Source organism: Mariniblastus fucicola, from assembly GCF_008087665.1.
In the GTDB taxonomy this organism is placed as follows: domain Bacteria; phylum Planctomycetota; class Planctomycetia; order Pirellulales; family Pirellulaceae; genus Mariniblastus; species Mariniblastus fucicola.
This window is the reverse complement of the sequence record NZ_CP042912.1, coordinates 1,130,450-1,155,510: the sequence shown is the minus strand read 5'-3', so window position 1 is coordinate 1,155,510 and position 25,061 is coordinate 1,130,450. Positions and strand designations below refer to the sequence as shown.

The 25,061-nt window shown below is 51.0% G+C and carries 24 protein-coding genes and 1 tRNA gene; 11 read left to right on the top strand and 14 right to left on the bottom strand.

Annotation, left to right across the window (positions count from 1 at the left end; genetic code table 11):
* The first annotated feature begins 91 nt into the window (after positions 1-91).
* On the top strand, positions 92-487 hold the full coding sequence (locus tag MFFC18_RS04160; RefSeq protein ID WP_075081949.1) for a hypothetical protein: 396 nt from the start codon (positions 92-94) through the stop codon (positions 485-487).
* Here the strand turns inward: MFFC18_RS04160 and MFFC18_RS04155 are convergent.
* The 3 genes from MFFC18_RS04155 to MFFC18_RS04145 all read right to left on the bottom strand — a co-directional run bounded on the left by MFFC18_RS04155 (position 466) and on the right by MFFC18_RS04145 (position 3,967).
* Positions 466-2,208, bottom strand: a complete 1,743-nt coding sequence (locus tag MFFC18_RS04155; RefSeq protein WP_075081950.1) for a type IV secretory system conjugative DNA transfer family protein — start codon at positions 2,206-2,208, stop codon at positions 466-468. The two genes, MFFC18_RS04160 and MFFC18_RS04155, sit on opposite strands and share 22 nt — an antisense overlap.
* Positions 2,205-2,819, bottom strand: a complete 615-nt coding sequence (locus MFFC18_RS04150; RefSeq protein ID WP_075081951.1) for a hypothetical protein — start codon at positions 2,817-2,819, stop codon at positions 2,205-2,207. Before MFFC18_RS04150 ends, MFFC18_RS04155 begins: the two co-directional genes overlap by 4 nt.
* 368 nt (positions 2,820-3,187) lie before the next feature.
* The gene (locus MFFC18_RS04145) at positions 3,188-3,967 is read right to left on the bottom strand and encodes an IS5 family transposase (protein WP_068267841.1); all 780 of its coding nucleotides are present in this window, start codon (positions 3,965-3,967) and stop codon (positions 3,188-3,190) included.
* A gap of 299 nt (positions 3,968-4,266) precedes the next feature.
* Between MFFC18_RS04145 and MFFC18_RS04140 the strand changes: the two genes are divergently transcribed.
* A complete protein-coding gene (locus MFFC18_RS04140) occupies positions 4,267-5,262 on the top strand; it encodes a tyrosine-type recombinase/integrase (RefSeq protein WP_084417249.1) in 996 nt (331 codons plus the stop codon).
* On the opposite strand, the gene MFFC18_RS04135 is transcribed toward MFFC18_RS04140, so the two are convergent.
* From MFFC18_RS04135 to MFFC18_RS04120, 4 genes are all read right to left on the bottom strand, one after another.
* Positions 5,259-5,876: an HNH endonuclease gene (locus MFFC18_RS04135; RefSeq protein WP_075085364.1), complete on the bottom strand. Its 618-nt coding sequence runs from the start codon at positions 5,874-5,876 to the stop codon at positions 5,259-5,261. The genes MFFC18_RS04140 and MFFC18_RS04135 overlap by 4 nt on opposite strands.
* Positions 5,863-6,219, bottom strand: a complete 357-nt coding sequence (locus MFFC18_RS04130; protein WP_075085365.1) for a hypothetical protein — start codon at positions 6,217-6,219, stop codon at positions 5,863-5,865. Before MFFC18_RS04130 ends, MFFC18_RS04135 begins: the two co-directional genes overlap by 14 nt.
* 69 nt (positions 6,220-6,288) lie before the next feature.
* A complete protein-coding gene (locus MFFC18_RS04125) occupies positions 6,289-6,534 on the bottom strand; it encodes a hypothetical protein (protein WP_075085366.1) in 246 nt (81 codons plus the stop codon).
* A gap of 9 nt (positions 6,535-6,543) precedes the next feature.
* Entirely contained in the window at positions 6,544-6,756 is a 213-nt protein-coding gene (locus MFFC18_RS04120) for a hypothetical protein (protein WP_075085367.1), read from the bottom strand.
* A 139-nt stretch (positions 6,757-6,895) separates the two neighbouring features.
* Here MFFC18_RS04120 and MFFC18_RS04115 point away from each other — a divergent pair, with 139 nt between their 5' ends.
* The 5 genes from MFFC18_RS04115 (at position 6,896) to MFFC18_RS04095 (ending at position 12,223) form a co-directional block, all read left to right on the top strand.
* Positions 6,896-7,507 (top strand): JAB domain-containing protein, encoded by a 612-nt coding sequence (locus MFFC18_RS04115; protein WP_075085373.1) that lies wholly within the window; start codon positions 6,896-6,898, stop codon positions 7,505-7,507.
* A gap of 117 nt (positions 7,508-7,624) precedes the next feature.
* Positions 7,625-8,350 carry a hypothetical protein gene (locus MFFC18_RS04110; RefSeq protein ID WP_075085368.1) on the top strand — a complete coding sequence of 242 codons (726 nt, stop codon included), beginning with the start codon at positions 7,625-7,627 and terminating at the stop codon, positions 8,348-8,350.
* 48 nt (positions 8,351-8,398) lie between these two features.
* Positions 8,399-8,662: a hypothetical protein gene (locus tag MFFC18_RS04105; RefSeq protein WP_075085369.1), complete on the top strand. Its 264-nt coding sequence runs from the start codon at positions 8,399-8,401 to the stop codon at positions 8,660-8,662.
* 479 nt (positions 8,663-9,141) lie between these two features.
* Positions 9,142-11,202: a DNA phosphorothioation-associated putative methyltransferase gene (locus MFFC18_RS04100; RefSeq protein ID WP_084417250.1), complete on the top strand. Its 2,061-nt coding sequence runs from the start codon at positions 9,142-9,144 to the stop codon at positions 11,200-11,202.
* A gap of 241 nt (positions 11,203-11,443) precedes the next feature.
* Positions 11,444-12,223 (top strand): IS5 family transposase, encoded by a 780-nt coding sequence (locus MFFC18_RS04095; protein ID WP_068267841.1) that lies wholly within the window; start codon positions 11,444-11,446, stop codon positions 12,221-12,223.
* Positions 12,224-12,225: 2 nt separating this feature from the next.
* Here MFFC18_RS04095 and MFFC18_RS04090 read toward each other — a convergent pair whose 3' ends face one another.
* From MFFC18_RS04090 to MFFC18_RS04065, 6 genes are all read right to left on the bottom strand, one after another.
* A complete protein-coding gene (locus MFFC18_RS04090) occupies positions 12,226-12,684 on the bottom strand; it encodes a hypothetical protein (protein ID WP_075085077.1) in 459 nt (152 codons plus the stop codon).
* A gap of 354 nt (positions 12,685-13,038) precedes the next feature.
* Positions 13,039-14,661 (bottom strand): hypothetical protein, encoded by a 1,623-nt coding sequence (locus MFFC18_RS04085; RefSeq protein WP_075085078.1) that lies wholly within the window; start codon positions 14,659-14,661, stop codon positions 13,039-13,041.
* Complete coding sequence (locus MFFC18_RS04080) at positions 14,662-15,219, bottom strand: hypothetical protein (protein ID WP_148618625.1); 558 nt, start codon at positions 15,217-15,219, stop codon at positions 14,662-14,664. It lies immediately after the preceding gene.
* A gap of 650 nt (positions 15,220-15,869) precedes the next feature.
* Positions 15,870-16,100 (bottom strand): hypothetical protein, encoded by a 231-nt coding sequence (locus MFFC18_RS04075; protein ID WP_075085080.1) that lies wholly within the window; start codon positions 16,098-16,100, stop codon positions 15,870-15,872.
* 38 nt (positions 16,101-16,138) lie between these two features.
* A complete protein-coding gene (locus MFFC18_RS04070; RefSeq protein ID WP_075085081.1) occupies positions 16,139-16,543 on the bottom strand; it encodes a hypothetical protein in 405 nt (134 codons plus the stop codon).
* Between the two features lie 521 nt (positions 16,544-17,064).
* Positions 17,065-17,138 (bottom strand) — tRNA-Arg (locus MFFC18_RS04065).
* A gap of 386 nt (positions 17,139-17,524) precedes the next feature.
* On the opposite strand from MFFC18_RS04065, the gene MFFC18_RS04060 reads away from it, so the two are divergent.
* The 4 genes from MFFC18_RS04060 (at position 17,525) to MFFC18_RS04045 (ending at position 24,665) form a co-directional block, all read left to right on the top strand.
* Positions 17,525-18,130 (top strand): FHA domain-containing protein, encoded by a 606-nt coding sequence (locus MFFC18_RS04060; RefSeq protein WP_075085082.1) that lies wholly within the window; start codon positions 17,525-17,527, stop codon positions 18,128-18,130.
* Positions 18,131-18,517: 387 nt separating this feature from the next.
* Positions 18,518-20,131: a sulfatase gene (locus MFFC18_RS04055; protein WP_075085084.1), complete on the top strand. Its 1,614-nt coding sequence runs from the start codon at positions 18,518-18,520 to the stop codon at positions 20,129-20,131.
* Positions 20,132-20,218: 87 nt separating this feature from the next.
* Positions 20,219-22,963: a PSD1 and planctomycete cytochrome C domain-containing protein gene (locus tag MFFC18_RS04050; protein WP_075085085.1), complete on the top strand. Its 2,745-nt coding sequence runs from the start codon at positions 20,219-20,221 to the stop codon at positions 22,961-22,963.
* Between the two features lie 199 nt (positions 22,964-23,162).
* Positions 23,163-24,665, top strand: coding sequence for a DUF1501 domain-containing protein (locus tag MFFC18_RS04045; RefSeq protein ID WP_075085086.1), 1,503 nt, complete (start codon positions 23,163-23,165; stop codon positions 24,663-24,665).
* Between the two features lie 6 nt (positions 24,666-24,671).
* On the opposite strand, the gene MFFC18_RS04040 is transcribed toward MFFC18_RS04045, so the two are convergent.
* Complete coding sequence (locus MFFC18_RS04040) at positions 24,672-24,869, bottom strand: SelT/SelW/SelH family protein (protein ID WP_075085087.1); 198 nt, start codon at positions 24,867-24,869, stop codon at positions 24,672-24,674.
* Between the last annotated feature and the right edge of the window lie 192 nt (positions 24,870-25,061).

Genomic DNA, 25,061 nt, shown 5'->3' with positions numbered 1-25,061 from the left:
ACCCAACGGACAGTTTACTGGCACCATCAAAACAGGATTATGCAACAGAAGTTTTCTTGCGCAAGTTTCAGTAGTGCGCTAGTATAAAAGCGTGTTAGGCAAAGAACGATTCACCGGCATCTCAAACGACTTCCTCAGTCAATATGCTGCTCACAGCAAAGTTGGCAAGCTTGCCAGACAACAAGATGCGAACGAAATGCTCGCGGCCATGCAGCAAATTGAAAAAGAAGTGCAAGAGCGAGAGCGAATCAATGCCGAATGCCGCGACCGCATCGACAATATGATGGCCGAACACCAGTTGAACATGGACTACTTGTTCACTTTTGGTATCCGTTGCGAACACCGTGATGAACTGATGACAATTCTTCAAGAAAACTCTCAGCACGGCGGGATGACACTGCTAGAAGCAACCGCGTTAGCGAATGCGCGAGCACGGCACGAAGAAATTGCCATGCCCGATCCAGGCTACAACGTAAACGGCCTATGAGGATCTGATTCCTTGGCTTGAGGCTTTCCAGCACTTAGTTTAGGCAAAGCGCCGTCAACGATCTGCTGCAAACAGAGCTCATGCTCACGGCGAGCATCTTCCATCTTCATGAAGAAGTCGCTAGCAAAGTTTTTTTCAAGTAGCCGCTCGACCTTCTCCCGCACTTCGGGAGTGTCGGGAACGCGAAGGTGATCGATTTTCACAGGTTTAATATCGGCGCTGCCGGGCGTTTGAAGCATGGCTTCTCCAGCTTTCAAAGAACGCAAGCGTTTGCCCCATCGGAGCGAATGTTCTTCAAACGATCGATAAGTAACATTTGAAACTTCATCGAACGTAACATGGTTCGGAGTCAGGTGTTCACTTTCTCCAGAAGTGCGCCCAGCCGTTCGCCCCATTGATTCCCCACTGCCACGATTCTCACTACTGCCACTTCCGCGACTGGTAGACGCGGGAGAAGATTCTCCGAAGGGATACACCGAATTTTGACTGCTATTGTTCGCTTGTCCGGAACTCTTGCTTTCGCTCGCGCTATCGCTGGTTGACTCGGACCAACTTCGCAAGATCTCTTTTTTGTACCCGTCGATGAGCTGGCGTTTAGAAGTTCGTTTGTCTTTGATTTCCATGTCGTTGAATGTCATCTTGGCAATTTCATCTGCGATGATGTCGGCGTCCTTTTGGTAACTAGCGAAAGCCAAACGTGTTCTGGCTTGCCAGATCATTTGCTCAAGATCAACGTCTTCTCTCTCGAGCTGTGCAAACGACTGATGGGCCAAGATAAGTCGCAAGCCCATTTGACGAACTGTTGGCAAGGCATCTTCGATATCTCCGCTGACATACCGCTGGAATTCGTCGAGAAAAATATAAGTCGGCTCAACAACTGAACGCCCCTCAGTTACTGCAAGGCGGCTTGCGGTTTCAAAAATCTCGTTCAGCATCAGAGCACCAACCGTGTCACTGATAAATCCCGGCACGTTACCTTGCTTGGCGAGATTGACAATGACAATTTTCCGCTCGCGAATCATGCGTTCGCAGTCAAAGCGATTTTGCTGGACGCCAAACATCATCCTTAAATTGGGACTCTCAAAAAAAGGATCAAGTCGGTTTCTCGTAGACTCAAGAATCCGGACAGCCTCGCCACCCTTCGCATGCAGTATTTGCTGCCATTGATTTCCAATTTCGCCTGGAATTCGATTGATGATCGCTTTGTGGTAGTCCGATCCCGGGTGGAGTAGAAATCTGCAAATAGATATGGGAAAGCCAACTTGAGCAGCCGCGCAGAATGCTTTGTACGTCCATTGAAGCAGCCGAGGTTGCTGTGCGACATCTTGGGCTTCCCAAGCTCGAAGCACTAAGTCAACCGCACGCATCGTTTGGTAGTACCGGTTGGCTTCGGTGGTGTAGTGCAGAGGGTTGAACGGCGTGACAACATCCTCGCGGGCGGGCTCAATATAAAGCAAGCGTTCTCGGGCGCTGTTCGTTACATATCGCTCATAAGCCATTATCTTGAGCAAATCCCTCGACAAATTCCCCATGGGATCAATTACGAAAATGCAAGATTTGTCATCACCAACTCCCGACATCAATTGACGCAAAATTGCGTGGATTGCTGTCGTCTTGCCTGCCCCAGTTGCACCAACCAAGTGCATGTGAGTTCGCAGCAAATCATCATCGATAGAGATTCGCTCGGACGAATCTGAGTTTTTGCCTAGTCGGATTCTCATTCGTCACCCAAAAAATCCATCATTGCTTGATCCTCGCGAACGTTGATATCAACAAGCGTCGCCTCGAGAACTTCCGTCGACAAGCCAGCCTCTTTAGCGTCAGCGCGTTGCTTGTCGAAAAACGCTTTCAATTCTACGCGTGACCGCGGCTTTTTCGGTTTGCCATCATCGAGAAACCCATGAATCATTGCTTCTAGCTCTTGACCACGACGCTCAATCACTTCGATTGAAAGCTCATCATCAAGATACTCTTCAAAGTAATGTTTCAATTTCTCTTGCGGGAATTTGTCGCGAATCTTGTATTCGTGTTGGTCGTATAAGAGTTGGCATTTGAAACGGGTTCTTTCTGCGCGAATCTTAGCATCCTCCAAAGCGGCTTCTTGCTCTTTTTCCGCACGCCGTCTCTCGTCAGCTTGAGCCGCCGCTTGCGCTGCATCCTGCTGCCTTTGCAACGCAGCAGCCTGTTCACGCCGCTCCGCTTCTTCGGCTTCTGCAGCTTCTCGTGTTCTCCGCCTTTTTGCTGTAGCTGCTCGGTCTGCCCACGATAGAGGGAACAGCACCAGCCTTCCAACCCACTCTGCAAATGACATTTTTTCGGCTTCGTCTGCCATTAAAACGCCTCCTCAATCAACCGTAACACAGCCGAACGCCGGTCAATTAGCCAACAACTAAAAGCTCCGACCGCCCAAGCAACGGCTCCCAAAATGAGCGGTGTTTCTCCTTCTTGATATTTAGGATCCAGCAGCCAAGGTGAGAGAAGCACCAAACCAGTTGTCATTTGTCCAGTGAATGTAAATAGATCTTTCATGCAGTCAAATTTTTGAATTCGAGCGGTTAAACTTTCCGTTAAATGCTGCCAACATCCGGGCAACCTCAACGTGGTTGTCGACTTGTTACAGGTTTCTCCAGCTCCAGTCTCTCTTATCAACAATGAGGCAGACCAGCCATCCAACGGGGAAACTAAGAGGGTGTTTTAAAATTATTTTTCCAGCCTGTTTAGCATGAATTGAATCATTGCGATTCGTATGACAGTTTCGCTGTTTTGAGTCAGTCTTTCATAGTCCTTTGAGAGCCTTCTGAATTTTCCAAGCCATGCGAAAGTCCGTTCAACGATCCATCGCTTGGGTAAGACAACGAACCCTTCGGCTTCGACCGGACGCTTAACGGTTTGCAAGATGACACGATACCATTGCTTCAGGAACTCCGGCAAATCAGCCCGCCCGTAAATCGAGTCCGCGAAGATGACTCGAAGCCGACGAAACTTCTGTCTGATGTTTTCAAGAACAAGATGTGCACCTTCGTAGTCTTGTAGATCGGCCGAGTGGACAACAACGACCATCACAAGCCCCAACGTATCCACCAGGATGTGACGCTTTCGTCCGGTAATTCGTTTCGCCGCGTCATACCCGCGTAATTCTCCTCCTTCAGCACTGCGAATGCTTTGCGAATCAATGATGGCTGCTGTTGGCGTTGGCTTCCTGCCTTCTTTGCGGCGTACCTTTTCGCGAAGACGATCGTGAATGCGTTGCCATGTCCCATCAATACGCCAAGCTCGATAAACTCCATAAACCGTGTTCCAATTCGGAAAGCAGTCCGGAAGCAACCGCCACTGGCAGCCCGTTCGACACCAATACAATATCGCATCGACAATTTGACGCCGATCGATTCGTTTGCGGCCGCGAAGTTTTGCTGGCGGAATCAGACGACGAAGCAATCGCCATTGATCATCACTGAGACTGCTGGGATACTCAATACTCATCGCTACGGCTCCTTCCGTTTACGGTTTAAATGCAAACGGGGCTGTAGCGATTTTTTCAACTCAGAGCAATTTCAAAACACCTTCTAAGAAAAAAAGAAAACAGCAATGTGTCAAAGCATTCTTTCGCTGTTTGCTGCCGGTCAACGCTTAAGAATATGCATGATGCAACGAGGATCGTTCCGACAGTAATGTTTCCGACTATCCAAAATATCCATCTCATTACTTGATTTCTAATCCAGTTCTGTGCAATCATTTACCAGACATAACGTCCTTTAAGTCGGGCATTCCAAAACGAGAAAATGAAACGCAAGAATCAACTTTCTACCATTGGCTTTTCATCCCGACAGGTTCAGCATTTTAATCAAAAGTTGAGCCGTTTGCCAAACTTGATTTTGAAAAGTGATCAAGCCACACGACGACGATTCGTCCAGTTCTTTGCGGCAAATATCCGAAATGCGAATACACGGGCTGCATACCTGCGTGCCGTTCGACTGTTTTGTGACTGGTGCGACGCTCACTCTGTGACAATCGAACTTGTCGAGCCGACCATGATCGCGTTGTACGTTGAAGAATTGCTGACCGCGTACAGCAAGCCGACAGTCAAGCAGCACTTGGCTGCCATTCGGATGCTGTTCGACTTCTTCGTGACTGGCGGGATTCTCCAAACAAATCCCGCCGCTGCCGTTAAAGGCCCAAAACATGTGGTCGTCAAAGGCAAGACGCCTGTGCTGCAGCCAGCTGATGCTCGGCAGCTGCTCGATTCAATTCCGACCGATAAAATATCCGGACTCCGAGACCGAGCATTGATTTCGCTGATGCTTTTTACGTTCGCACGCGTCGGAGCCGCGGTTGCGGTGAATGTTGACGACGTCTACCAAAACGGTCGACGATGGTGGGTTCGCCTCAAAGAAAAAGGAGGCAGGCAACATGAAATGCCACTGAATCACAAAGCGGAACAAGCAATCCTCGAATACTTGGACGCTGGCTATCTGCACGGCCAAGCCGGGACTCCCCTGTTTCGAACGCTCGACCGGCGTCGTAATCTGACCGAGAACCGTCTTTATCGGCAGGATGCTTGGGCGATGGTGAAACGCAGAGCTCGAGCTGCGGGTCTCGGCGATCGGTTTTCCAATCACACGTTCAGAGCGACAGGCATCACCGCCTACATGATGGCTGGCGGCACACTGGAAAAGGCGCAACAAATGGCGGCTCATGCCTCCAGTCGCACGACGAACATGTACAACCGATCCAATGATGCCGTGACGCTTGATGAAGTTGAACGGATTCTAATTTAGACGATGTAACTTGCGGGCAAGTCCCCGTTTCGCTTTCGAGCGTAATGCGAATCGTTGACGCCCTCCGGTTTTTCATTTCTTGGTGGGGTCAGTGCCGTCAAATCTGGAAGGTTGTGCGGGTAGGCCAAGAGCTGGTTCAACAACTCAAAGTCATGCGTTTGTGCAAGCTCGACGATCTGCATCCAAAGCAAACGCCAGCGGATCATATTTGGCGAATTCAGGGCAACCACAGCAATAATCAATCGAGCGTTTCGGCTTAGCCCAACCAGCATTCCGTTTTCCAAAAGTGCGATGTTATTTGCCGTGCAACACTCAAACGGATCGTTGACGGACGTGCTTCCTTTTCGCAGATTGCATTCATGGCAAGCGTATACAAGGTTGCTGTACGACAATCGTTTGTCAGGAGCGACCATTGAGGACACGAAATGCTCAATGTCAAAGCCCTCTTTTGCCGTTCCCCAGCTTTCGCGTTTCAAGCAATAGACGCAGCGAAAATCGAATTCGTCTCTCAGCCACGGACGAAACGACTGGACGTCTTTGTATCCCGATGGCCCGTGCTTTCGTTCGCGAGGGCTGTTCGGATAAACGAAGGCAATGGAACTACTCTTGGCCATTCGCTTCGTTTGCTTTGGCTAGAAGTTGCTCAAGCAACTGAGTTGGTATTTCGATGTCGGGCGATGACACATGGTCGAAATATCGCTCTGCTCGCTTCTGAAGCGAATGAAGTTCAACCTTCTCTTCGACATTCAATTCGCCAGTAACGTCCTTCTCGATCAAGTGAACCCGACGGGCGTTCAATTCATCCGTCCACTCTGGCTCACCATCGCGAGGAATTTCATGCTCGACAAACCGAGATACAACCAGTTGCATTAAATGCACGGCATCCTGTCCGGTCGCCTTCGCGTACTCGAACAGTCGGGTCTCGATTTCCGGTGATAGATTTAGGTCGTGTGACATGCTTATATTTTAACACTCTCCGGTTGTTTTGGCCAGAAAAAAGCCTTGCACACTGGCAAGGCTTAGTCGCTATTGGCTCGTCAAAGCTTGATTGGACTTTGAAAGAACCTCGTTTGCCACCGCGATCGCGACAGCTCGGTTCGATTGTTCATGCGAAAGCTCCAGCAATTGGCCGCCGCCCGCAACATGAACTGTTGGCGGGTAGCCACCTGCTCGCAACCAATTCAATACGGCTTGAGCAGCATCACTTGCGATTAGGAACTCGTCTTCTGCAAAGGAAGCCAACATGAGGCTAAACGCTGCGTCTGGATCCATCGTCTCCTCCTATTGGTGCATGTCGTTTGGATCGAGCCCAAGCGATTTGCATTGCATGGTGAAGTAATATTTGACACAGCCGTCGCCAAAGAAATCGGTTTCGACTTCGTAGTCGTTATTGCACTCTGTACAGCAAACCCAAAGGCAAGCGTCATCAAAGTGTGTGATCTCAAGCTGTCCTTCGCACTCGCGACAACAGCCATCTTCAAGATCAACCAGCATTGGCCTCTCCCGCTTGAAATGAACGAACCGCATTTGCGGGAACGCCCGAAGTAGACGTTCTGGTTCACACTGCCATCTGGCAAATATCCGCGCAAGTTTTTGTTGCAGATTTCGAGTTGCTCCGGCAAGCTTGGATCCGATGCCAAACAAACCGAGCGACATCAACGGACTGCCGGATCGCGAACTTTTGGCGACGCTGCTGCGTTCAGACCAAAAAGCGGACGACATTTTGCAAGACATGTCAATCGACGAGCTGATTCACGCTCACCGCAATGAGCTTCAGCTAACTCCCAAAGCATACGAACGACTACAGGCAAGTATTGAGCTTGGACGCCGTATCCATGAAGCTCGAGCCGAGTATCGAGCAATCACCAAGATAAGCAGCTCGTCTGACGCCATCGAATTTTGCCAAGTGAAGTTTTCTCGGCTTATTATGGATGCAGTTCAGGAAGAGTTTCACATTGTCACTTTGGATACAAAGAACCAGATTCTCCGCGGCCACCAAATCACCATTGGAACTCTAGATGCGTCGCTTGTTCACCCTCGTGAAGTCTTTCGCCCCGCGATAAAGGACGCTGCTTCATCCATCCTTCTCGTCCACAACCATCCATCAGGGGATTCGACTCCTAGCCGCGAAGATTTTCAAGTAACTGATCGTCTTACCGAGGTCGGCAGAACAATAGGCATCGATGTGCTCGACCATATAGTTCTTGGCCGCAAGGAATGCGTCAGCATTCGAGAGCGACGTTGAGTTGCCACGATTTCCCGTCAAAGAAAACAAACTCGACAATCTGCTCGCGCTCGCATTGCCTTTGCGCTAACGTGAAATCAGTTCTTTTCTACTTCTGGTTTCATTTGGAGCATTGTCATGGCCAATGGCACACTCATTAACCACTGCGGTGCCCGTCTGGTCACCAAAGGTGACTTGGAGCGGATTCCAGCTCCCCCGCCTACTGACTCATGGTTTCCGATTCGTCATTTTGACGTTTTGGAAGCTGTTGAAGAAACGATTCAAGAGGCAAGTTTTGAAATCAAAGCTTGCCGTTTCGCCATTTCAAAACAGAATTGTCGATTCTTTGGAGTTCTGGATCTTAAGTCTGAGCTTGCTGATGGCGTCTCGCTTTCAGTCGGAATCCGAAACTCAAACGACAAGACGTTTCCAATCGGTTTCTGTATAGGCAACCGTACGTTCGTTTGTGACAACCTCGCTTTCAGCAGCGAAGTCATCATTAGCAAGCGGCACACTCGGTTTGGAGAGAGTCGTTTTCGCGAAGGCATTGCTGAAGCAATTGGGCAGTTGTCCAGCTATCAACATCTTGAGGCAAAACGGATCGAACTGTTGCAACACTTGCCGCTGTCCGAAACGAAAGCCGAATCCCTGATGCTACAAGCTTGGGACAAAAAGCTGATTGGTTCCCGCAAGCTTCGTCCGCTCTTGGACGAATGGCGAAATCCTTCATTTGAGGAGTTCGAACCGCGAAATGGCTGGTCGATGTTGTCGGCCTTTACTCACGTCGCAAAAGACCGCCAGCGTCGATATCCGCATCGCGCGGCTTACGAAGTCATGCAGTTCCAGAACCTTCTGGCTGCTTAATCCGAACCGATCGTCGGTTCATATCACTACCCAACACAGGAGTAAACCATGAGTTCAGAGTCAAAACCCAAGCTCACGCTAAATCTGCCTTGCCCCGGCGGCGGTCAGATCCAAGCAGCGGTTTGGGAAAACGAACAGTCCAAGGACGGTGAGACCTTCACCAGCCATGGCGTTACCATTCAGCGTCGTTACTATGATGACGAAGACAAAAAATGGAAATCAGCAAAAGGCTTCAAAGACATCGACTTGCTTACCTTGGCCTTCGCGGCCCAGGAACTGTACCGACAGATTCAGGGGCAGAAGCAGAAATGAAGCCAAAACGGAAAGGAATCCAACCCAGTTCACAACTGGGTTTTTAATTCTTGTCGTCATCTGCGATTCGAACTATCTCGAACCCGCAACTGCGAAGGACTTCAAAGCACTTAGTCTTTTCCCCCGCTCGAAATTTGGTCGCTGGTAATGAGCCAGTTTTTGCTTTGATTGCTAAGGCAAGGATCACTGGCGGTGGATATCTCGCATCTTCATGAGCCAACTCGTAAGTGTGGGATTTTTTGAAGCCTGTTGGAAATCCGTCCGCCAAGAATTCTTTGATCCCCTTTAAGACTTCTGCTCGAGAAATATCATCTGGAATTACGCTGTCGTCCCGGTAGTTTTCCACGTAAATCGCCCTTCCAATATGCCTTACGAGCCCCATACGAAGAACTCCAACTTCATTAAATCCTAAACGGCATCATGTTACTATGGCTCGCCAGTTTCATTGAACGAGCTGAAAACAGGTTTGCTCGATTGTTTTGAAAGAATTCAATACAATCCTAGATGTAACCGGCGGTGAAATAGTCAGCCGAATGTCGATACACTTTTTTAAATGCAATTTCGTGAAAAGCAAGCTTCCAACTAGGTCATCCCGATATCGTATCGGAAAAGAAATTGGAGGGGCAATCTATCTTCATCGCGACTACGAAGACGAGCTTGGAGAAGCGATTGTGCAGGCCAAGCTACACTTAAACGATGAAGTCGATTACACGATCGTAAAACTCAATTTGAAAACGAAGGCCATTTCATTCATTTGCTGCGACGACTTTGATATTGAAGACGAGCCTGAAGTTGGCGATTCAATCATTGTTCATCCCGATGGCCAAACAAGACGGCGAAGCAAAGCCAAGGATCCGGAAATCTATCATCATAAGTGGATGTTTGTGGCTGACGATTACAAAGGATTTGATGTTGAACGTAGTCGCATGAGATCCTTGAGGTGGATCAATTTGAAGGGATTGAATAAACGAAAGATTGGAAAGAAAAGCTATTGGGTCGAGAACGTCCTGCCACGACTAAATGGCCAGCCTCGTGATGAAGTTTCCGAACCAAGGGAGTCCTGGGGCGAGCAGTTATCCGAATGTGATAAAGCAGCCAAACCAATGACTGAAGTTCCGCGTCACAAGACTGCGATTAAACGAGGGAGCTATTCTAAACCTGTAAAGTGTCTGTTGCGTGATGGACTTCTATCGGATTCAAAGGTCTTCTTCGATTACGGCTGTGGCCATGGCCGCGACTTGGACCTCTTGGCCGACATCGACATTTCTTGCCAAGGCTGGGATCCCGCGTTTCGCCCAACCGCCCCTAAGAATGAGGCGGCGGTTGTCAACATCGGATACGTCATCAACGTAATCGAGGATCCTAACGAGCGAGCTGACGCCGTGAGAAGTGCTTGGGCTCTCGCGAAAGAGGTGCTTTGTGTAGCGGCTCAAATTGAATTCGCAGCGCCAGAAAAGGAGCAACAAGTTTTTGGCGACGGCTACCTGACATCACGCGGTACATTTCAAAAGTACTACAACCAGCATGAGCTCCGTGAATATTTGCAAGACGTTGTTGGTACTGATGCAATTTCTGCAGCGCCCGGAATCTTTTATTTGTTCAAATGTGAGGAAGCCAAACAACAGTTCTTTGCGACGCGATTCAAGCGTCGATACACCGTTCCACGTCAAAGAATCTCTGAAGTCCTCTTTGATCAGAATCGGGATTTGCTCGACCCGTTCATGGAGCGACTAACTGAGCTTGGTCGTGTGCCGGCCGCCAGTGAGTATGCAGCATCAAATGCGATCATTGAGAAATTCGGATCGTTGAAGCGGGCATTCAAATTGATTCAGAAGGTCACTGATGAATCGCCGTGGGAGGAGATTGCCCAAAAGCGTTGCGAAGACTTGCTTGTTTATCTTGCGTTGGCTCGTTTTAGAAAACGACCACCCTTGTCGAAACTTCCGCCAACGGTTCAGAAAGACATCAAGGTTTTTCTGGGCGGCTACAAAGTTGCATGTGGTCGGGCCGACACGTTACTTTTCCGTGCTGGCGATCCGGATGCAATCGACCAGGCATGTCAACGATCAAACGTTGGTCAGCTTGTCGACAATGCCCTGATTTTTCACAAGAGTTGCTTGGATAGCCTTGAGCCGCTGCTTCGGATCTACGAAGGCTGTGCACGAGCTTTGGTTGGTGAATTAGACGATGCAAATGTAATTAAACTTCATCGATTTTCTGGGAAGGTCTCATACATAACGTATGACGGATTTGACAAAAACCCGCACCCTCAATTAAAGGAACGAATGAAAGTGTCGCTCCGGTCTCTGAATATTGATTGGTTTGACTATTCGACGTGGGATGATCCTTATGTCTTGCTTGAAAAATTTGAACTTGTAAATGATAATTATAAACAACGAATACTTTTTGAAAGGTTTGCGAAGTCGCTACGAAGAATCGGCATCGTTTCTAACAACAATCAACTCAAAAAATCTGAGTTGTCCATTCGGCTAAAGAACTCGCAAGTTCACCTACAAGGCCATAGATTGGTCAATTCATAGTTGCGGCGAATTCTATTCGCCATCTTCGTTCTTTGGCACGCTATCTATCACGTTGTGAAGATACGTCTCACCTGGCATTTCGGTTGCGTAGAGGTTTTTGAGAAAGCCAACATAGATCGCCATCGTCTCCTTAAATATTTTTTTCGTATCCTTCTTAGAAGGTGTTTTGAAATTGCTCTGAGTTGAAAAAATCGCTACAGCCCCGTTTGCATTTAAACCGTAAACGGAAGGAGCCGTAGCGATGAGTATTGAGTATCCCAGCAGTCTCAGTGATGATCAATGGCGATTGCTTCGTCGTCTGATTCCGCCAGCAAAACTTCGCGGCCGCAAACGAATCGATCGGCGTCAAATTGTCGATGCGATATTGTATTGGTGTCGAACGGGCTGCCAGTGGCGGTTGCTTCCGGACTGCTTTCCGAATTGGAACACGGTTTATGGAGTTTATCGAGCTTGGCGTATTGATGGGACATGGCAACGCATTCACGATCGTCTTCGCGAAAAGGTACGCCGCAAAGAAGGCAGGAAGCCAACGCCAACAGCAGCCATCATTGATTCGCAAAGCATTCGCAGTGCTGAAGGAGGAGAATTACGCGGGTATGACGCGGCGAAACGAATTACCGGACGAAAGCGTCACATCCTGGTGGATACGTTGGGGCTTGTGATGGTCGTTGTTGTCCACTCGGCCGATCTACAAGACTACGAAGGTGCACATCTTGTTCTTGAAAACATCAGACAGAAGTTTCGTCGGCTTCGAGTCATCTTCGCGGACTCGATTTACGGGCGGGCTGATTTGCCGGAGTTCCTGAAGCAATGGTATCGTGTCATCTTGCAAACCGTTAAGCGTCCGGTCGAAGCCGAAGGGTTCGTTGTCTTACCCAAGCGATGGATCGTTGAACGGACTTTCGCATGGCTTGGAAAATTCAGAAGGCTCTCAAAGGACTATGAAAGACTGACTCAAAACAGCGAAACTGTCATACGAATCGCAATGATTCAATTCATGCTAAACAGGCTGGAAAAATAATTTTAAAACACCCTCTTAGTCATCAAAGCGTCGTCTTTGAGTTTCGCATCTTCTTTTACCATGTCTCGCAACAAGTCAATTACAAGATCAGCAGCAGTAAATGGAGCAACTAACTGTGACGTATAGTCGACTGTCTCGATTGATCTGAACAGTCCATTGTTGTGAAACGTGAATTTCATGGTCGCACTCTGCTTGCCATCAAATCCCTTAAAGCGGAATTTGTATTTATAGCTGACGTTGGCTCCTTCAACTTCGCAACCGAGGTATTCAAGTGATATGGCATCTTTGTCAGCAACTGTTGGGTGCATTGCGAACATGATCTTTCTCTGCCGAGATTCGATCAATCGCCGTGCATTGGTAAGCCCAGGGGCAGAAAACCTTTGCTGGGCGCTCAAGACTGACCCGTCAATGCACATGACCAGAAGGAAAACGAAAAGACGAAATGCCCAAACTTGATTCATTGCGAACCTCTCTGAAAATCGACCGCAAAGTTATTTACTATTTTGGTTCATACAACTGATGTGTCAATCTGGGCGTCAACCGCTGGCTTCGCCGGCAATGAGGGGCGGTTCCACCGTGGTAAAGTGGTGTGCGGCGGGGGCGTCGAGGACGAGCGACCGAAGGGGAGCAAAGGCCGCGACCCGGGCGGTGTACGCCGCATTCCATGCGATAGTCGGAAGCCGCCCGGGTCGCGGACGTTAGGACGTCGACGCCCCCGCCCTCGTCGTGGGGCTTTCTTGGCTGTGCCGAGCGGTGAACAGGTTCGATTGCGTCGACCTGTTGAGTGACATGTTGGACGACCTGATCAAAGGTCATCATCCCGGTCGCCTTGTAGGTTTCGGGTGGGCTTCAAAACGACGCCATTTCGGTCGACGTTTTTTTGTTCGTGGTGAGCGAAGCGAGTTCGGTTTCGACTCGATTGCTGAGCTTTGTGGTTGCGTCTTCGGTTGTTCCGCAGCCGATGGTTCGACAGGCAGTGAGGCTGGTTCGGTAACCGCCGGGAGTGACTTCGCAAACGCGATTTCATCAAGGACTTGAGCGTGCGGCTTTTCGGTTGTTGGATTTTGCTTGGCAATGATCTGCTGCAGCATCGTGGCCGTTTGACGCTTGGCCGCCGCAGCAATCCATTCGGCTCGTTCTGAGTGAGTGGCTTTGTCCCATTCGGTCAGCAATCGGCTCTTGCGGCTCGCCCTCGCTGCTTTTCGCTGATTGATAATCCTTTCTTCCGAACGCTTCGCTGCATCTCGCATCGCATCGCGTTTGCGAGCGTCTGCAAGCTTTTGCTTTACTGCGAACGAAGCTGGCTCCGACCAATCTTCTTCGATCGCTCTCCGTAGCATCGCCGAGCGATTCTCGGGTTTACGTGCATCAATCCAGTCGAGCTGTTTTTGGGCAACTGCAACTCCCCTCTTCTCGATGAGATCGTTGGCTGTTGCGTCATCAAAACCAACTTCAATCAATTGGTTTCTGGTTTTCAAATCTGCAGCAGCAGTTTGTTGTTTAAGAATTTTATTTGAATTTGTTATTTCTATACTGGTGTCATTTTTGAACCGTTCCGCTGGTGTCATTCGTGAACCGTTGCTGGTGTCATTTTTGAACTGTTGCGCGGCTGGTGTCATTTTTGAACCGCTATCGGAATTTTTGTTTGTTTGAAGCCAGCGAATGCTGTAACTGGTTGCCGATTGTTCTGAAGGAACTGGCGAGAAAGATCCAGCTTTCTCTTTAGTGATGTAGCCTGCCGATTCTGCTCGGCGGATCGCTGCGATAAGGTTGCGGCGGTTCGACAAGTTGGTGTACCGCTGAATGAATGAACAGGAAAGCGGCGTTACCTTTCGCCTTCCGCCGAATTGAGTTTGGTAACCGACGGTGTGTCGAATCACTGCCCCGACAACTTTCACGACGGCGAGATTTTCAGCAGGGATAACGCTGTCGAAAAAAGAGTTTGGAACCGGTGTGCGGTTGCCGTCACCAGCAAAGAAGCCTTCAAAACGGTCGTAGGTTCCCGTGTACTCTCCGTTTTCGTCCCATCGCAGGGTGTACTCAGCTGACTGACTTGAACGCCCCTTGGCGTTGGCGTTTCCAATCACACAGCAATCAAGAAAACCACTTGCGACAGCAAGCTGAAGTGCCTTGCTGATCGCTCCCCTGCTGACGCCCGCCTTGGTGATAAGGTCCTGATAACTGACCTTCACCCTTTGATTGACGGGCTGCCCGTTTTCATCCAGCCAACCAAGCGTTTGTCGAAGGATGTAGGCGACAATTCGAACCATGCCACGTGAGCTGCTTTTAAGGCAGATATCGAAGAACTGATTGGGGCAGTAGACGTAGTTGGAGTTCAGTGGTTCGAAGCCACGAAAGATTTCCGCCCGCTGCTCTGCAGCGGCGTCTTGCTTTATTGACGCTTTTGATGCCTGTGGGATAACGGCATGGTGATTCATTTAGCGTTGAAAAAGTGGCTTTCGCATTTTATCCCAAAGCGATTCTCTTTTTTGTTTGGATTGCGGATCAGGTGTAGAGTCTTGATCAGAGTTGGATTGGGAGGGCTTACTTCCCTCTTCCTCGGTGCTGCTTGTGTATACCGTCACCGCTTCGTCGTTCCTGCCCGCCTGCTGTTGCCCCTTTGGCAACATGAGAATGTTTGTTTCTTTTTGTCGAGCGAGAAATTCGTCGATTTGTTTATTCTTTGCAGCAAGCTCTGTTTGCAACATCTCAATAGTTTTGCTGAGTAGTTGATAGGCCGTCTCAGAAGCTTGCGAAGTACTTTTCGTTGTGTCTGATTCACCGCTCCCCTGTTTCGCAAACTCACGATCCAGTAGCACCGTGCTAACTCGCCACGAGAACGGATGGTTTTCTGCGTGCAGGCGGGCAACCTCAGTGACGTCTGGTTGGATCAGGCCGCGATCGGAATGATCGTCGGCCTTGGTGATTTTCTCGAGGAACCGGCGGAGCGAACTGTGCGACTTGCCAGTGTGTTGTGCAGCCTCTTTGAGGCTCAAGAATTGTTCAGTCATGGGTAGGGGAGTATGAGCGTGCCCAGTGTAGCGCGGGATGGACTCGGCGCCCAGCAAAACGACTTGCCAAGCTCGCGGGCTTGTGTTGAACGTGTCTATCGCTAGCTATTGGTGGGGGGAACACAATATTTGCACGCTCAACCAACGCGGTATGGCTTGCCATGGTCGCGATCATTGGCAAGTGCGCACGTTGCAGCTCGGCAAAATGAACTCGTCAGCGTTACCGTGGCAGTGTCATTGGTGACTCGTCAGTAGCTAGCTCGTGACGCGTGAAGAGGGGAGTTTGAACTAGCACCGTGACGAGCTGATGTGAGGTTTGTTTTGGCTTGATAGAGCGGCATACTCATTTTGCAAAACGCACTGGCGTGCCAATGGCCGTGTCGATGACGCGTCTTCGACGTGAAGATGAACAAGTCAAGTGAACAAGCTCAACGACACTCGTTGCTTAACTCGGCGGGCCAGTCATTCGAAGCCGCGACCTGAGGTAGGGGAGTAGCGAAGCGAGATCGATGGAATCGTGTCTGCGAAGGGGATCCACCAGCCAGCGGGGCGGCGAGTTTTAGCCTCACACCTACCGCAGCTCATAAAATATTCCTTCTTTATTTGTGGCGCATGAAAAAAGGGGCGAATGCCCCTTAGGTGATGATCGAACATTGATTCATTTTGAAGCTGAGTAGCTCGCCGTTGGTTTTGAAGCTGATCGAATCATTGAAGTCTTCGACGTTTCGCAGCTGTCGCATACGGTCGTCAATGAAGTAGTACTTGCTTTTGTGCCGTGCGATAGGAAGCACGCGAGCTTCCCCCGGCTTTCCGCCGTGCTGTCTCGATAGCTCGATCCACTGTTTGATGTTTGCATTTGGTTCCATAGTTTTGATTGGAAAAGAAATAGAAGAGGGGAGTCGGCTTAGTACTCCGATGGCAGCAAAGCGGTGATTGCTCCACCGTCGCCATCCTCGATGAACCAGACGGTGATATCCGACTCGAGGATCTCGAACTTTTGCATGTAGTCGATGCCATTGTGAAGCTTTGCCAAACCGTGGAGTCGTGTCAGGCATTCGTAGGCCAGGCCAATGCCGATTGCTTGCTCGGCTCCGGGAGTGATCAGGAACGGCTTTCGATCGCTGGGAGTAAACCTCCAGCTAGATCGCTTGTCACTAAATTCGATTTCTTGCATTCGGTAGTGAACCAGTGCTTCATTGCCGGACGGCAGATCGAAGTGAAAGGGGATTAGCGTTTCAACGAAAATCGTTTCTGCCGCTTGAGGGTAGCCGTTATCTGGTACGGCTGAACCATTGAAAGAATTGCCCATGGGATGTGGGGAAGAAAATAAAACGCCTTCGCTTGGTGTTGCGAAGTGCAGCCCATTTCCAATGAGCCGCAAGTCGACCAGTCAAGATCGCGAGCGTGCTTTTGGCTCCCCGGTTCGATGTCGTCCCAAGGGGCGGCGTCGAACCGTTGGTTGTGCCACGCAGCGAGCTGTTCTTGACGGTTGAACCGGCGAATTAAAATGAGGCAGCACAAAGCAACCCAAACTCACCACGTGCGGGCGAAAGTTAATAGACATGACGATTGGGTACGCGATCAAAGCGTTTCCGGTCGATTAGCCTTTCCAGTGAATTTTTGAGCCCCGGCAACTTGTATGTGCTTCGTCTGTAGCACGTTTCTGCTGCTGGAGAGCTGGGCAAGAATCCTCGGTCCATGAATCAATCGTGGAGAGTGCTTACAAAAAAATTGAATTAGTGGGTCGATTAGTGGGTCGCTCGGGAGGAGGGGACTGCGCATGAAAAAACCGAGATCAGATTTGACCTCGGTTTTTGTTTGCTCAAAAAGTACACCCGGCAGGATTCGAACCTGCAACCCTCGGTTCCGAAGACCGATGCTCTATCCAGTTGAGCCACGGGTGCGTGGCATGAATAATAGCGGATTTGATTTTCTGAGGAAAGCGGCAAGAGTCTTGTTTTTTCGACAACGAACACAATCGACTTTCGAGTAGCGATCTAACCCGATCAAGACTACAGCATCCCCTGTTTCGCAAACCTTGAGTGTCGACGTTTGGGCTTGCGACGATTTAAGGGGGTGAAATCGTCCTGCAACCGGTTCTTTTCTGCATCGGAGCGGATAAACCCGCGATTTTTTTGCTTGTTGTGTTAGTATTGGAAGTGAACGCAATCGGAATTTCAGGCAGTTTCCCTTCCAGTCCCAGCATCACCGTTGCGTCCCACCCGTTGGACCAGAGCGATCGAGAGCATGTCAAATGCGTCATCGTTGATCCTCAAAACAAGGCAGACGAATGACCAAGATCACGCTTCGAGTGCTCGACGGTGCAAACCGCGGAGAGATCTACGAAGACATCTCGCTTCCGATCACCATCGGTCGTGAAGAAGGCAATTCGATTCAACTGAACGACGAACGCGTCAGCCGAGTCCATTTGCGTATTCAAATGGATCACGACGATCTTGTGCTAACGGACCTGGACAGCACAAACGGCTCACGAGTCAACAACGAAGAAATTCAGCTTAAAATTTTACGCCATGGAGACCTGATCACAGTTGGTCGCAGCACTCTCGTTTACGGATCTCGTGCGGAAATCCAGGAGCGTCTGAAAAAGTCCGGTCCGGCAACGGGTTCCAAGGCCAGCGGTTCGGGCCACGAAGACGTTCCAATCTTTGAGTCGACGCCACCAAAACTTCCCGAGCGACTTTCTCCGGGGCAGGCTGCTCAACTTTCTGAAGTCATCGACTTTCTTCATCACCACGTCCGCGAAATCGTCAGCGAAGCAGAGGTCAAACCTCGCCAGCAAACGATCGAAATCACTGCAGAAATGTGGCAGCAGATTGTGGAAGTCCAGGCTCGACTCGCTGAGTATCTCGACCGTATCGGTCAGCCGTCGAACTAACTAGCCAGGCACTGCCTGATAAATACGAGCCCGATGCGTCAGCGAGTGAGTATACGCCCAAATTTCCGACTCACTCGCTGGCGCGTGGTGCTTGTTTGCCAAACAGTGCCCAGGCTGGACCTTGGCGTTTTTGCGATCGACCTTCTCGCTGCGGTGACCAGAAATTTTTACGCAAGCGAAATCATCTTCGGGGTTCTCAATCTGCAAACGATGCAGATGGCGTTGATCTGCAGACTTGCCATCGGCCACCGATAGCGTCGAATCGATAGCTCGAAATTTGCCTTGTCAGGTTGTTTGGCTGGACTGGTACTGCAACAAAATCCATGAAATGGACACGCGCCATTTTTGCTAGGATGGCGTTACCACCTCCTACTGAAAAGTTAGCTCATGATCACGTCGCATCGATTCAGCTTGTGCTTCCTGTTGCTTGTTTTCGCCCTGCTGCCCAATGTTGCCGCGGCTGAAAAGCCAAACATTCTGTTCATCGCGATCGATGATCTGCGACCTGAGCTTGGTTGCTATGGATCGCCGATTGCTGTCACGCCGTCGATGAACAAGCTTGCGTCGCAAGGCTTGCTTTTCAATCGAGCATATTGTCAGCAGGCGATTTGCCGCCCTTCACGAGCAAGTCTGATGACGGGCACGCGGCCTGAAACGACCGGGTTGTTTCACAATTACGTTTCGCTTCGGGAACTTCAGCCCGACGTCGTAACGCTGCCGCAGCACTTTATCGCCAACGGCTACGAGGCCGCCTACAGCGGCAAGATCTTTCATCGTGGCGACGACGATCAAGGCAGGTCATGGAGTTACGCTTGTCCGAAATCGATCAAAGGCATCAAGAAACCGGTTGGGTATGCTTTGCCGGAAAACATCAAATCGCGGAATGAAAACTTCAAGAAGATGTTCGAGAAGTACGGCGAGGCCGCAAAGCGAGGGCTCGGCATTGGACCGGCGTACGAGAGTGCCGACGTGTCGGATGAGACTTACGTGGATGGTCACAACACTTTGCGTGCGATTGAAGCAATGAAGGTGTTGGCGGCGGACAAGTCAAAGCCTTTCTTTCTGGCGATGGGTTACAAGTTGCCACATCTCAATTGGGTTGCGCCCAAGAAGTATTGGGACATGTACGATCGAGCGAAAATCCCAATGGCGACGGAATCGGAAAGTCCTGATGGGGGTGCCGCGATGGGTTTGCACGCGTCGTTCGAACTGCGGGTTCGTGCCGGTATCCCGAAAGAAGGACCGCTCGACGAAGAGCTTTCGCGCACGCTGAAGCATGCTTACCTTGCGTCAGTCAGCTACGTCGATGCTCAGATCGGAATTCTGCTGGACGTACTGGAAGAGCAAGGTCTGCGCGACGATACGATCATCATCATCTGGAGCGACCATGGCTGGCATCTCGGCGACATGGGCGTGTGGGGTAAAGCGACCAATTACGAGATCGCGACCCGTGTACCGATGATGATCTGGACTCCGGACATGCAAGTTCGCGGTCAGAAAACGGACGCGTTGGTGGAACTGGTCGACATTTATCCGACACTGTGTGAACTGGCAGGAATTTCGCTGCCAAAACATCTGGAAGGCAAGAGCTTCGTTCCGCTGCTTGACGATCCGACTCAAAAATGGAAGGACGCAGCGTTCAGCCAGTATCCGAATCCGGCTTTGCGAGAGTGGGCCGCTAATCCCCTCTCGGTGGGCATGCGTGAGACATTTTTTGGTCCGCTGATCAATCAAGTCGAGAAGAAAATCATCAAACAGCAGGGTGACAAATGGAACCGTGAACTTTTCGAAGAACACCTGATGGGTTACACGATGCGAACGGATCGCTACCGCCTGGTTTCCTGGCGAGACTATCGCGATCGAGATGCGGAGCCTGTTTTTGTTGAGCTATATGATCATGAAGCCGACCCACATGAAACATCCAACGTCGCGGACAAGTATCCGGAAATCACAAACCGGCTGAGCGAACGATTGATGGCCCAGATTCGCAAATCCAAGTAACCGATCGTTGCCTCAAAACGCGAAGACTACGTCTACGCAGCCTAATTCTGCGGAGCAAGACTGCCCCTGTTCAACCACGCCAACCCAATGAAACTTAACCTAATCTTTGTCATCGTCGCACTGGCGATGCAGTCAATTCTTCTTGCGGAAGAGATCGACTTCGAGCGTGACATCATGCCGATCTTCGAAGAATCCTGCATCGATTGTCATGGCCCCGACGATGCCGAGTCCGGGTTTCGCGTTGACAGTCGCGTAGCGTTGCTAAGGGGCGGCGACTATGGCGAACCAGCGATCGTGCCAGGCGACGTCGCGAAAAGCATGTTGATCCATGTCGTGTCTTACGAGGACGAAGACTTGGCAATGCCGCCGGATGAAAAGCTGGATGACACGAAAATCGAATTGCTAAAACGTTGGGTCGTGGAAGGTGCGATCTGGCCGGGTCAAATGGACGCCGAAGTCACGCGAGAAAAGTCCAACCATTGGTCGTTCCAACCCGTAACGCGCCCCAAAGTTCCCGAAGTCGAGTCCACGTTTCCGCGGCGGAACGAGGTCGATGCCTTCCTGCAAGCCAAGCTCGAATTCAGGTCGATTTCGCCGTCAGCCGAAGCCGATCCGCGTACGCTGATTCGTCGCGCCTCGATCGTATTGACAGGCTTGCCACCGACTCCGGCAGAAGTGAGTGCTTTCCAACAGGCGTACTCAGATGATGCCGACCGGGCCTACGAAGGCCTCGTTGAACGGCTTCTCGGGTCGCCGCATTTTGGAGAACGCTGGGCGCAACACTGGCTGGATGTGATTCGCTGGGCGGAAACGAATGGTTCCGAGAGCAACATGTATCGCAAGAACGCTTGGATCTATCGTGACTACGTGATTCGGGCTTTCAACGAAGACAAACCGTACGACCAGTTCATTCGCGAGCAGATTGCTGGCGACACGATGGGTATCGGCGACGCGACTGGATTCCTGGTTGCTGGTCCTCACGTTCCTGCAGCCACCGTCGGACGTGAACCGTCAGCCCAACGGCAGGCGCGCGCGGATCGTATGGACGAAGTCATGCAAACGGTCGGCGCCTCAATGATGGGAGTCACGATCGGGTGTGCTCGCTGTCACAATCACAAGTTCGATCCGATTTCGATCAACGACTACTATGCGATGACTGCCGCTTTCGAGGATGTAGAATTCGGCAGTCGTTTTCCAGAGTACAGGGAGGACCACCCGCGACGAAAACGGGCAGATGAGATTTGGCCGAAGATTGCGAGGCAGCGTGACATCATTCGCAAAACAGGTCCGTGGATCGAGTCATCTCTGGGCTACGACGAGTTACACTTTTACCCCACGGAAGCGACGGCGATTCGCATTGAGTTTCTCTGGCCGAATATTGGTATCGATGAGATTGAGTTCTTTGGCACAAAACAGGGCGACCAAAATTTGGTTCACAAGAACCAATCCGTCACGGTCACGCAAAACGAAAACCTCAAAGAGATCAAGGAGTTTCACGTTCTCAATGATGGGTTGTACGGCACGATGGCATGGAGAGTCAAATCAGGGAAAGGCTCAAAGGAGCGTCCATGGCTTGAGTTTGAATTTGGTTCCGCAAAGTCCGTCGACAGAATGCGGATCAGCACGAACCGTGAAGATTCAATGGAGACCGATTATCTCAAAGGTCTGAATCCCAAGAACTTCGGCGAGTACATTTTGAAGCTGAAAACCGGTGATGGCGAATGGAAACAGGTTGCTCATTCGAAATTCGTCGCTATCCAAAACAAGTCCAAACCCGAGCGTGCCGAAGCACTCGCCGAGATTCAGCGTTTGCTGGGAATTCTGGCCGAAGAAGGCCCCAAGCCCAGCTTTGTCGCCCGGTTCGTTGAGCCTGGTAAAACGCACGTACTCCGTCGCGGCAGTCCCGAAAATTTGGGCGACGAAGTTTACCCTTCCGGGCTGACGGAACTCAATGGAGATCTTGGCATCGACGCAGAGGCCAATGGACAGCAGCGTCGCGCCGCGTTCGCTGAATGGCTGGCGAGTAAAGAACATCCGCTAACGTCGCGTGTGATGGTCAATCGAATCTGGCATCACGTTTTCGGTCAGGGCATCGTTCCGACAACCAGCGATTTTGGCAAAGCAGGGGCTCCGCCTTCGCACCCGGAACTGTTGGACTGGCTGGCCAACGAGTTTGTTGAACCGACTGACGGACAGCCCTGGTCGACAAAACACATGATCCGAAAAATGGTCCTGTCGCACGCCTTTCGCCAGCAAAGTTTGCCGCGGGCGGATTGCCTCGCGGTCGACGCAGGAGCCACGTTGTTGTGGCGATATCCGCCGAAGCGTGTGGAGGCCGAAGTGATCCGTGATTCGATTTTGCAGGCTTCGGCGAAGCTGGACGACTCGATCGGCGGACGCAGCTACCGAATTCACAACGTTAAAGAACGCTACGCTCAATGGGAAGTCGTCGACAACTTCAGCAATAAAACCTGGCGACGGTTGCTTTATCAGGAAAGGATGCGACGCGTCGATGACAGGAACTTCACGGCATTTGATTTCCCGGACTGTGGTCAGATCAAAGCCCGCCGTCCAGTTTCGACAACGCCGCTGCAAGCTCTGAACTTGATGAACAGCGATTTCGTTGTTCAACAATCGAATCTGATCGCCGATCGGGCAGTCTCGGAATCAGACAGCGAGTCCGCGGCGGTGAAGCGTTGCTTTGAGTTGATTCTCAATCGTGAACCAACCGATGATGAACTGACTTTCTGTTCCAGCATTGTAAAAGAAGAGAGCCTCGCAATCGTGTGTCGGGCTCTGATCAACTCCAATGAATTTGCGTTCCTGCCATAAGCGACCGAATGTTTAGCCGCAGGCAACTGCTTCGTTTAACGACTAGCCATAGGCGATTGTTTCGTTTGACGGCGAGCAGCAGGCGACTGACTCGTTTAACGGCAAGTCGTAGGCGACTGCGAACCTTCGGAAACACAGCCGCCAACGGCTTGCCGCCAACAAAACAAAAAAGCATTTCCAACCACCCAGGGCAAATCACATGAACCCAGAAAAACTATCTCTCCACGGACGCAGTTTGCTCAACCGCCGTGGCTTCATCCAAACAGCCGGGCTCTCGACGCTCGGACTGGGTCTGACCAGCATTCTCGCCAGCGAAGGCTTGCTCGCCAACGACGACGCGAAAACTGTCAGCGGCAAGACTCCGATCCGTCCGCAGTTTAAAGCCAACGATCCGTACGCGTCTCGCGCGGCTCACTTCGAAGCACCGGCAAAACAGGTGCTGGTGATTTACTGCCCAGGAGCCGTCAGTCACATCGACACGTTCGACTACAAGCCTGGCCTCACGAAGATGCACGGCAAGAAACCGCCGGGCATGCCGGCAGTGACCTTTGAGGGACCGTCGGGAAACATTGCCAAACCTTTCTGGGATTTCAAACCGCGCGGCGAAACCGGAAAAATGGTTTCGGATTTGCTGCCGCACCTTGCCGAAATGGTGGACGATTTTTGCTTCATCCACTCGCTGCACACCGAGACGAGTGCTCATCCTCAGGGCGAAAACTTCATGAACACTGGCTTCACGATGGAGGGCTTTCCTTCGTTTGGGGCTTGGGTAACCTACGCGCTCGGTACGGAGAATCAGGAACTGCCGGCGTTTGTCGCGATCAATGATCCTCGCGGTCTGGCGCGGAGCGGCAAGAACAATTTCGGCAGCGGATTCCTGCCCGCGGCTTTTCAGGGAACGGACTTCAACGCCAAGAATCCGCCGGCAAACCTGTTCAGACCCAAAGCTTATACCGGCAATACTGATCGCAGAACAACGGATCTGCTGCAACGACTCAACGCCAATCACTTGGAGAAGTATCCTGGCGATGCAAACCTGGCGGGCCGAATCGCCAGCTATGAACTGGCGGGACGGATGCAGACTTCGGTGCCGGAAGTCATGGACATTTCTGGCGAGACACAAGCCACGCTGACGGCATACGGTGTCGATCAGGGAACGGACTTGAAGAAGGAGTATGCCAAGAACTGCATCCTTGCCCGTCGCTTGATCGAGAAAGGTGTTCGCGTCGTGCAGCTTTTCAACGGCAGCGATCCGGCGGGAGGCAACGGCATCACGAATTGGGATTCGCATTCAAAGATCAAGGAAACGCATGCGATGCAGGCGGAGATTATGGATCAGCCAACGGCAGCGTTGATCGCGGACATGAAGCAACGCGGTTTGCTGGAGAACACGCTCGTCGTTTGGGCGACGGAGTTCGGTCGCATGCCGTTCCTGCAAGCTAACGGCACGGGGCGCGATCATAATCCGGACGCGTTCACCTGCTTCATGACCGGTGCCGGCGTCAAGCGTGGTTTTAGTTTCGGCGAAAGCGACGAGTTCGGATTCAAGGCAACGGTGAACAAGCGATCGGTTTACGACTTCAATGCGACGCTGCTACACCTGATGGGACTGGATCACGAAAGGCTGACGTTCTATCACAACGGGCTTGAACGGCGATTGACTAACGTGCACGGAGAGGTAATCAAGGATGTGATCGCCTGATCGTTGTCAAGAATTTGCCTCAATAGAGTTGACGACTTCTGCGCGATCGGGCCAGGGCTTGCGAAGCAACAGTGCCATCAAACCGCCTTTACGCGAAACGACGGTCTTACCGTCAACAAGGACATCAAACTGACCTCGCGAACCCGTTTCAATTTCAGGTTCAATGCCGAACGCGTCCTTAATCGTGGCAGCGTAACTCGCCACCTTTGGAACGTAAGACTGTCAGGTCGGACAGTGGATGATCTTGATTTGCATGATGAAGTTCAGCCTCGATTGGTTCGTGTCTTCCAATCAAGCTAAGGGCTCCAGTCAAGATTCACAACCCAAAGCGTGATCAAGGGACCGTGCTGGTGAGCCTTTTTGCTCACGCCGTCAGATGCGGACTCAAGCAGACGG

Excerpts from the sequence above, each read along its gene's own strand:
- MFFC18_RS04125 (WP_075085366.1), bottom strand. The coding sequence starts at position 6,534 with ATGGATCCAGACGCAGCGTTTAGCCTCATGTTGGCTTCCTTTGCAGAA.
- MFFC18_RS04155 (WP_075081950.1), bottom strand. The coding sequence starts at position 2,208 with ATGAGAATCCGACTAGGCAAAAACTCAGATTCGTCCGAGCGAATCTCT.
- MFFC18_RS04070 (WP_075085081.1), bottom strand. The coding sequence starts at position 16,543 with ATGGGCAATTCTTTCAATGGTTCAGCCGTACCAGATAACGGCTACCCT.
- MFFC18_RS04140 (WP_084417249.1), top strand. The coding sequence starts at position 4,267 with ATGAAACGCAAGAATCAACTTTCTACCATTGGCTTTTCATCCCGACAG.
- MFFC18_RS04085 (WP_075085078.1), bottom strand. The coding sequence starts at position 14,661 with ATGAATCACCATGCCGTTATCCCACAGGCATCAAAAGCGTCAATAAAG.
- MFFC18_RS04110 (WP_075085368.1), top strand. The coding sequence starts at position 7,625 with ATGGCCAATGGCACACTCATTAACCACTGCGGTGCCCGTCTGGTCACC.
- MFFC18_RS04075 (WP_075085080.1), bottom strand. The coding sequence starts at position 16,100 with ATGGAACCAAATGCAAACATCAAACAGTGGATCGAGCTATCGAGACAG.
- MFFC18_RS04130 (WP_075085365.1), bottom strand. The coding sequence starts at position 6,219 with ATGTCACACGACCTAAATCTATCACCGGAAATCGAGACCCGACTGTTC.
- MFFC18_RS04095 (WP_068267841.1), top strand. The coding sequence starts at position 11,444 with ATGAGTATTGAGTATCCCAGCAGTCTCAGTGATGATCAATGGCGATTG.
- MFFC18_RS04115 (WP_075085373.1), top strand. The coding sequence starts at position 6,896 with ATGCCAAACAAACCGAGCGACATCAACGGACTGCCGGATCGCGAACTT.
- MFFC18_RS04060 (WP_075085082.1), top strand. The coding sequence starts at position 17,525 with ATGACCAAGATCACGCTTCGAGTGCTCGACGGTGCAAACCGCGGAGAG.
- MFFC18_RS04145 (WP_068267841.1), bottom strand. The coding sequence starts at position 3,967 with ATGAGTATTGAGTATCCCAGCAGTCTCAGTGATGATCAATGGCGATTG.
- MFFC18_RS04135 (WP_075085364.1), bottom strand. The coding sequence starts at position 5,876 with ATGGCCAAGAGTAGTTCCATTGCCTTCGTTTATCCGAACAGCCCTCGC.
- MFFC18_RS04045 (WP_075085086.1), top strand. The coding sequence starts at position 23,163 with ATGAACCCAGAAAAACTATCTCTCCACGGACGCAGTTTGCTCAACCGC.
- MFFC18_RS04105 (WP_075085369.1), top strand. The coding sequence starts at position 8,399 with ATGAGTTCAGAGTCAAAACCCAAGCTCACGCTAAATCTGCCTTGCCCC.
- MFFC18_RS04150 (WP_075081951.1), bottom strand. The coding sequence starts at position 2,819 with ATGGCAGACGAAGCCGAAAAAATGTCATTTGCAGAGTGGGTTGGAAGG.
- MFFC18_RS04090 (WP_075085077.1), bottom strand. The coding sequence starts at position 12,684 with ATGAATCAAGTTTGGGCATTTCGTCTTTTCGTTTTCCTTCTGGTCATG.
- MFFC18_RS04055 (WP_075085084.1), top strand. The coding sequence starts at position 18,518 with ATGATCACGTCGCATCGATTCAGCTTGTGCTTCCTGTTGCTTGTTTTC.
- MFFC18_RS04050 (WP_075085085.1), top strand. The coding sequence starts at position 20,219 with ATGAAACTTAACCTAATCTTTGTCATCGTCGCACTGGCGATGCAGTCA.
- MFFC18_RS04120 (WP_075085367.1), bottom strand. The coding sequence starts at position 6,756 with ATGCTGGTTGATCTTGAAGATGGCTGTTGTCGCGAGTGCGAAGGACAG.